We start from the raw sequence: 6869 nt of genomic DNA on the forward strand, positions 1-6869 counted from the left end.
TTATAAGGGTATAATAAGTAATATTTCAAAACTAGCTGTATCTTTCTTTATAGACAGCGTATAGGCATTCCCAAACAGAAGTTTCAGACGCTTACGCACATTCTCTAAGCCAATGCCATGATGCTGTTCCCCGGCCTTTCCGTGATTACTGTTTCGGCAACGGAATGAAATCCGGCTCCCTCCCTCTTCAAGCTGCATAATCACTTCGACAAATGACTCTACCCGGTAACTAACTCCATGCTTAAACGCATTCTCCAATAAAGAGATAAACAGCAGAGGCGGAATCTGCACATCGGGTATTTCCGGCGGAAGCTCCATCCGTATAGCAACTTTATCGATATAGCGCAATCGCATCAACGCTACATAGTTGGTCAGGAACTGTACTTCCCGGGACAGTTGAATCGTATTATTACTCGCTTCATACAGTATGTAACGCATCAGTTGGATAATTCGATAATCGAACTCTTCGCTTTATGAGCATCAATGTCCACCAACGCATGAATATTGTTAAGTGTATTCATAAAGAAATGCGGGTTGATCTGATATTTGAGATATTGCAATTCGGACTGCAAATGCTGCCTTTCCAACTCTTTCAACGTTTCTTCATCACGCAAAGATTTGAAAAACAACTTAATGGCGATATTAAACCCGACTAATAAGAATGCGGTAATAATATGAATAAAAGGGAATAAGGGTGGAAACCGCAGAGGAGGCCCACCCTCGGGCAGAAAAGGTTCTGAGGGTTCTCCGCGAAACTGCTTCTGTGGCATTTGATCCGCTCGTCTTCCCCTGTTGTTTGTGGGAGGAGGCTCCTTACTCTCGTCTAAGAATAAAGAATCGGGACGGTCTCCACGCGAAGGAACCCCTTCTTTGTGCATCCGTTCCATACGTTCCTTATTATCCATCCGTTGCTCAAACGGCTTATTTTTAGCAAACTCTCCGGGAAAGTGTTTGCGAACCGGAGTCGGGAGAATAATAAAAGAGAGAGCGATTAGTGCAACCAGACAAGTAGCATAAGCCAGATACTTCTTGCGAAACAAAAAACGAGAGACCAGCAAATAATTATTCACTAAGAATAACAGGAAAAAAGGTAAAATGCTACGCCAGGCTCTGAAGACTTCCTGCCACATACTCTGCCCATAAACCCCGCTATTGACAACGTAATAGGCGCCTATCAAAGGCGCAAGGAAGACGGCAAGCCAAATAGCCAGATAAATAAATTGCTCGGATAGCTGTTGTTTGCGTAGACGTTTCATATTCGACCTTCTTTACCGATACAAAATTATCCACTCAATCGATCTTCCGCAAAAGAAATCGACCAAAGGGGATGTTTTACAGATTAATAATTCGTATCCGACGATTGCTTACCAACCGCCACCACCGGGTCCTCCTCCCCCACCACTAGTCGAAGTACCGACCGTGGTAACCATCGAGCTGGAAGTAAAGGTGGCTGCTGAAGTACCACCGGAATAACTCGTTCCGGTATAAAGTCCGAAAAACTCCGTACCACCCGAAACGGCTCCTCCTTTGTAAATGGTATAGCTACCCGCAACAAGATTCGGGCTACTGAACAGCAGTGTCATCCGAGAGTAAGAGCGGGGTATCTGATAAGTCAGGATATTCGTTCCGCTTGCCGACTGAATACTAATATACTGCCCGTCACTTCCCGAACCGTTGTAAATAACACTACGCTGTGTCGAAACACTCGACGTTGGTGTACTAGTCGCACCACCAACTCCCAGTATAATCCCGCCTGTAATTTTAAACGTGTTCTGATCGCAGTCGAAACCTTCTTCAGGAGCGGTTGTACCGGAAGATACAATCACTCCACCGGTAATGGTTAATGTGCCGTTGGAGTCGATGCCATCATTACCGGAACTGTAACAATAGATCGTTCCGCCGTTGATTACAATACTCTTACTGGCATTCATACAATCATCATAGCAGAGTGCGGCAATCGTACCGTTATTGACAGTCAATGCACTTTTACTTTCAATGCCTTCGCTCCCTTCTCCACCGGTAGCTTTAACCAGTACGGTTCCACCTTCGATCGTTAAAGCCCCATCCGCCTTGATCCCTTTCGCAGATGAGTCGAGACGGTTGTACACACATTGAGTACCGGTAGTTATCACTCTTACCGTACCACCGCTAATCGTAATCGCTCCATCGCAGCTAATCCCCTTACCGGCCGCACCGGTACTTTTAAGATTGACTTCTCCTCCGCTAATGAGCAAGTTCCCATCGCACTTAATCCCCGCACAAGAAGTAAGATCTCCATCCTCATAAAGGGCCGTTTGAGAAGTAAGCGCAGTGATCTTTCCGCCTGTCATCGTGAAGTTAGCATCACACGAAACACCTTTCGAAGCCGCTCCTGCCACTTGGGCTTGTACCCCCCCGCCACTCATCACAAAATCCAGAGCGGACTTCAACCCATGAGCTTTATTTTCCGTGGTCGCTAACTTAACGAAGCCTCCCGTCATCGTAATTCCTCCCTCTTCGCATTGGATGGCATCACCTGCGGAAGATATGTTGATCACCCCACCACCGATAATCACCGATTCATTGGTATGAACACCGTCTTTTACCGCTGCCGGAATTGTGATATTACACCCGCTCCGAAAACGTACGTAATCATCGCTTGCGATGGCATGCTTACAGTTTCCCGTTACAGACAACGTGCCCTTTCCGCTAAATATTACTTGTCCTTCACTAAAAAGACAGGCTTTCATATCTTCATTATCTACCGCCGTATACGTTGTCCCATCGGAGAGCGCATTCGTCGTTCCGTCCGTACAAACAATAAATGCACGTTTGGACGACTGTATATTAATCGCCGCTCCTGTCGGATTCAGCATCGAAGTTCCTGCCAGCGAAAGCTTAAACTTCTTTTCGCTATATACTTTAAATGATCCGTTCGTAGTAGCGCCTTTCAACACATACTCAACTTCTTTAGCGGTAGAAGTAACGGTGACATGTGCCCCATTCTGAGCAACAGTCACCCCGGACACCCCGTTTGTAACCGTAGCGGTAGTACCATCGTACACAATGGTAACCGCCGAGGAGAAAGTAGAATTCTCAATAAAGTCGTCGAAGTTACTATCGTTCGAATCGGTCACCACAGTTTCCGTCATTCCACCGTACGTAGCTTGGTCACCCGCATCAAATGCGACCGTGAAATTTAACAAGCCGCTCGACGCTTCAGGCACTGTCGGCTCAGGCTGAGTTCCCGTTCCCGGCTCCCCTTCAACCAATGTCCCATCGTTTTCATCACTGGTAAATGGCTCAGTGGTACAACTAATCAATACGAACATGAGTGTAGTTACCACTGTAAACAATACATTCTTTTCCATAATCTTTCTTACAATCGATTTAAAAATTAAACGAATATCCCGCACCCAACACATGACCATTCGCCTCATCGTCATCCGTTTTGTTTTGATACAAATAGTAGAAATCAATCGCATGCCGCTTACTCAATTTCCACTCAGTGCCTAACGTCCACCGCATCTTTTCATACGCTCCATTGCTCAACGAGTGAGACAATTCAAGCGAGGTATACGGAGTAAAGGCTGATTTACGAATATCATACTCCACCTGCAAGCGGGAACGCAATACGTTCCTTCCTTTTCCACTGATATACTCATCGCTCTTCGGACTGCCATCGTCGCCATCGAACTTCGGTACCGACTGACTGGGCCGATACGTATATTGCCAACGTTCACGAAGCGAAAACGTGAAGCGTCTCCAATCGGTTTTCCCGGTCAAAGAGATACTCAAGCGATGCTTGGGCTGCCAATACTCCGGAATATAGTTTCCTTTACCCGTCACCTCCATCGGTTGATAATATCGTATATAGGAGTAGTCGGCCGACGCTTTCAGCCAGCGAAGCATCTTATAAGACAAACCTGCGGAGCCTGACCAGCGTTCCACTGTTTTCAGTCCGTCCCTCGTACGAAACTCCCCTTCAAGCGAGGCATCCAACCCGGGAAAGATCTTCTTCTTTACTTCGGCACTCGTCCAAACACCAAAATCATCCTCTTGGGCATAAAGTATGTCCGGCATGGCCAATACAAAAAGACCGACAAGCAAGCATCGTACTTTCAGCAAAAATTCTTGTTTATACATCTCTCAGCGGTATTCGTTTTAAGACTCATTTTCTTTCGGCATCCGGGTAAGCCCCTCAATGGAGTTAATCTCATCCTTCACCGGTTCATAATAGATTTTCAGCATAGCCGAATCACGTAGAAAGTCAATGTGGCCCACTTCAACCCGAATGACATCAAGCCCTGTCCGATTGCGCAAATCCGACAATAATTCCTGTTCATGTTCAGGCTTGATAAAATCGATTCGATCGTACATAATAAGTTTGCAGGAGATGTGTTTCAGCCAACGGTTACTCTCACTAATCCAAATGCTAAATATAAAGAGTAAGTTTGTACACAACAATTCAGAATAGCTGATATCTACCGCCAACGCATTAATTACCGAGATGGCGATGATAACAAATAAATAAGTCATCTCGCGCACAGGCATCGATTCTGTCCGATAGCGAATGATACCAAAGATCGCGAATAAACCCAATGCAAAGCCTATCTTAAGTTTGACGCTCCCCAAGAGGAAGATCATCAAAAAGATACTGATACTGATCAAGGTAAACGTAAAGTAATAATCGCGACGTTTACTCTTGGGATAATAGAAAAGGTGGATTATGCACGAAACCACCAGCCAATTAAAAAAGAAGCGTATTAATAGTTCCCAGAAGCCCGATACAGCTATCAAAGGAGAATCCATCAATGAGAGGTCATTTAGTTCGTCAAACATATTTTTTTGATTTTAGATTATTTCCTTTGCGATCTTGCGCATCATCCGCAACTTGGGTTTAAAACAATTGTATTTCACCCCATTATCGGTCAACACCACTCCTATGCAGTACTTGCTGATTCCCGAAGGACGCACACGAAGCTGCCGTAAAATCTCAGCAATCGGTGATGCCGACTTACCATCGCGTTTGAGTTCGATAATAGCCAGATTATCCAAATCGGCCTCTGCTCCGGTGAGCAAATGTCGAAAGGCAACTTTCGTGTCAATTGTTAAACGTTCGGTCATCGCCTTATTAACCAAGGTTATGCGATGAAAATTATTCTCCAACAGTAGTTGCAAAGCAGACAATTCATACCATGCACAGCGCTGCAAAAACTCTTCACCTCCATCAAGAGCCAAGGTATCTATCCCCTGAATCCGAATCCGTTTCTTATCCGTGCGTCCTTTATTATTCTTATTCTTCACTTCCAGAAAGGTAAGTCCGGAATCGACATAAGTCCGTACCCGGATCTTCTCACGAATCTTACGTCCGTTTTGATGCGCCTGATACATATCACAAGCAGGCGTATCAAGATAAATTGTATGATACGCTATATCCCGTTCTCCGTCTACTTCTTGTATTCGGTAATATTCGGTCGCATAAAGTAGAATTTCCCGCAGCGTAGGCAACGATACCAGATATTTAGTATCCGTGCGATTCATCAAACGTATATTCCCCATCTCCTCCAGTGAAACGGGTGAGAAAGCTGAAAGTATAGATGTCATAGCAGCTGTAGTCATACGAATGATGTGACGGTTATGTTACAAATGTATGACTAAAAAGAAAAAGGAGAAAAAAGAATCAGCGAACAGGCTATTCTTATCAACGAACAGGGATATTTTATTTCTCTATTTAATGTGTATCTTTGTCGCCCGAAAACAACAAACCAACAAAATGAAAAAAACAGTTCTATGCTTTGCCCTTCTGTGCAGTGCCATTTGCGCACAAGCTCAAACCGTATTTGTGAATGCCGATGTTGTAAGCAGCTACATCTGGCGTGGTTCGGATAGCGGCAATGCAGCCATTCAGCCGTCACTGGGTCTCTCTTGGAAAGGCCTGACCGCCTATGTATGGGGATCTACAGAATTCCGTAACAAGAATAATGAAATAGATCTATCTCTAGCGTATTCATATAAGTATCTGACTTTATACGCAAACAACTACTTTACGCAAACCGAAGAAGAACCTTTCAAATATTTCAAATACAACGCACACTCCACAGGCCATACCTTCGAAGTAGGCGCCGGATACTTACTATGCGAAAGCTTCCCACTTTCCGCAAGTTGGTATACCACGTTCGCAGGGAATGATTATCGGGAAAATGGGAAACGTGCCTGGTCGAGTTACTTCGAATTGAGCTATCCTTTTCGCGTGAGAGATGTAGATATGAACATTGAAGCCGGACTCACTCCTTGGGAGGGTATGTATTCCGATAAATTCAACGTGGTCAACATTGGATTTTCGGCAACGAAAGAGTTGAAAATAACGTCCGACTTTACGCTCCCTGTGTCCGGAAAACTAATAGCCAATCCCTACGAAGAACAAGTCTATTTTGTATTCGGCATTAGCTTCTAAAAAGACAAACCGTTTTGATAAACGAATGCGCTAACACTCAAAAGTATCATCATAGCTTGAAAATCCGGATTAAACCAGCTAAACAAAAGGTTGTGATTTTGTCTTTCAGGTTTCAGTTTAAGACCTAATCAACTCGTATAAAAGCATTTAAGGCTGAAAGTTAGATAGGATCACAGCTTTCAGCCTTCAGCGTTTTTGTATTCAGCTTTTCTCTGCCCATGTCGATTCAGCTGCCTAAAGTTTGAGAACCAGTAAACCCTAGACAAGCAACTATTTCTGCTTTCGCACAGCAGCAATTTAGCTAGCCAACCTAAGTTGCCGGACAGATGACCTATGCCGGCCGATCAGCCAACCTAATTATTCAATCGGCCAACCTACGTTGGCTGCTACTGAATCCGGCTTAAGTTGTTTGCTACGGAAAAGCCCGTAGACT

5 protein-coding genes and 1 pseudogene are annotated in these 6869 nt (G+C 44.6%); 1 reads left to right on the forward strand and 5 read right to left on the reverse strand.

The features are described 5' to 3' along the window. The 5 genes and pseudogenes from JCM10512_RS07565 to JCM10512_RS07585 form a co-directional block, all read right to left on the reverse strand. A pseudogene (locus JCM10512_RS07565) lies at positions 1–1256 on the reverse strand (sensor histidine kinase). 108 nt (positions 1257–1364) lie between these two features. Beyond that, on the reverse strand, positions 1365–3350 hold the full coding sequence (locus JCM10512_RS07570) for a carbohydrate-binding domain-containing protein (RefSeq protein WP_044161847.1): 1986 nt from the start codon (positions 3348–3350) through the stop codon (positions 1365–1367). 19 nt (positions 3351–3369) lie between these two features. Next, complete coding sequence (locus tag JCM10512_RS07575; protein WP_044161849.1) at positions 3370–4125, reverse strand: DUF2490 domain-containing protein; 756 nt, start codon at positions 4123–4125, stop codon at positions 3370–3372. 18 nt (positions 4126–4143) lie between these two features. Beyond that, positions 4144–4821: a DUF4956 domain-containing protein gene (locus tag JCM10512_RS07580; protein WP_044161851.1), complete on the reverse strand. Its 678-nt coding sequence runs from the start codon at positions 4819–4821 to the stop codon at positions 4144–4146. Positions 4822–4833: 12 nt separating this feature from the next. After that, entirely contained in the window at positions 4834–5586 is a 753-nt protein-coding gene (locus tag JCM10512_RS07585; RefSeq protein WP_044161877.1) for a polyphosphate polymerase domain-containing protein, read from the reverse strand. 169 nt (positions 5587–5755) lie between these two features. Here JCM10512_RS07585 and JCM10512_RS07590 point away from each other — a divergent pair, with 169 nt between their 5' ends. Further along, positions 5756–6436 (forward strand): hypothetical protein, encoded by a 681-nt coding sequence (locus tag JCM10512_RS07590; protein WP_044161853.1) that lies wholly within the window; start codon positions 5756–5758, stop codon positions 6434–6436. The last annotated feature ends 433 nt before the right edge of the window (positions 6437–6869 follow it).

It is taken from the genome of Bacteroides reticulotermitis JCM 10512, assembly GCF_000517545.1.
Lineage (GTDB): Bacteria > Bacteroidota > Bacteroidia > Bacteroidales > Bacteroidaceae > Bacteroides > Bacteroides reticulotermitis.

Excerpts from the sequence above, each read along its gene's own strand:
- JCM10512_RS07580 (WP_044161851.1), bottom strand. The coding sequence starts at position 4,821 with ATGTTTGACGAACTAAATGACCTCTCATTGATGGATTCTCCTTTGATA.
- JCM10512_RS07590 (WP_044161853.1), top strand. The coding sequence starts at position 5,756 with ATGAAAAAAACAGTTCTATGCTTTGCCCTTCTGTGCAGTGCCATTTGC.
- JCM10512_RS07575 (WP_044161849.1), bottom strand. The coding sequence starts at position 4,125 with ATGTATAAACAAGAATTTTTGCTGAAAGTACGATGCTTGCTTGTCGGT.
- JCM10512_RS07570 (WP_044161847.1), bottom strand. The coding sequence starts at position 3,350 with ATGGAAAAGAATGTATTGTTTACAGTGGTAACTACACTCATGTTCGTA.
- JCM10512_RS07585 (WP_044161877.1), bottom strand. The coding sequence starts at position 5,586 with ATGACATCTATACTTTCAGCTTTCTCACCCGTTTCACTGGAGGAGATG.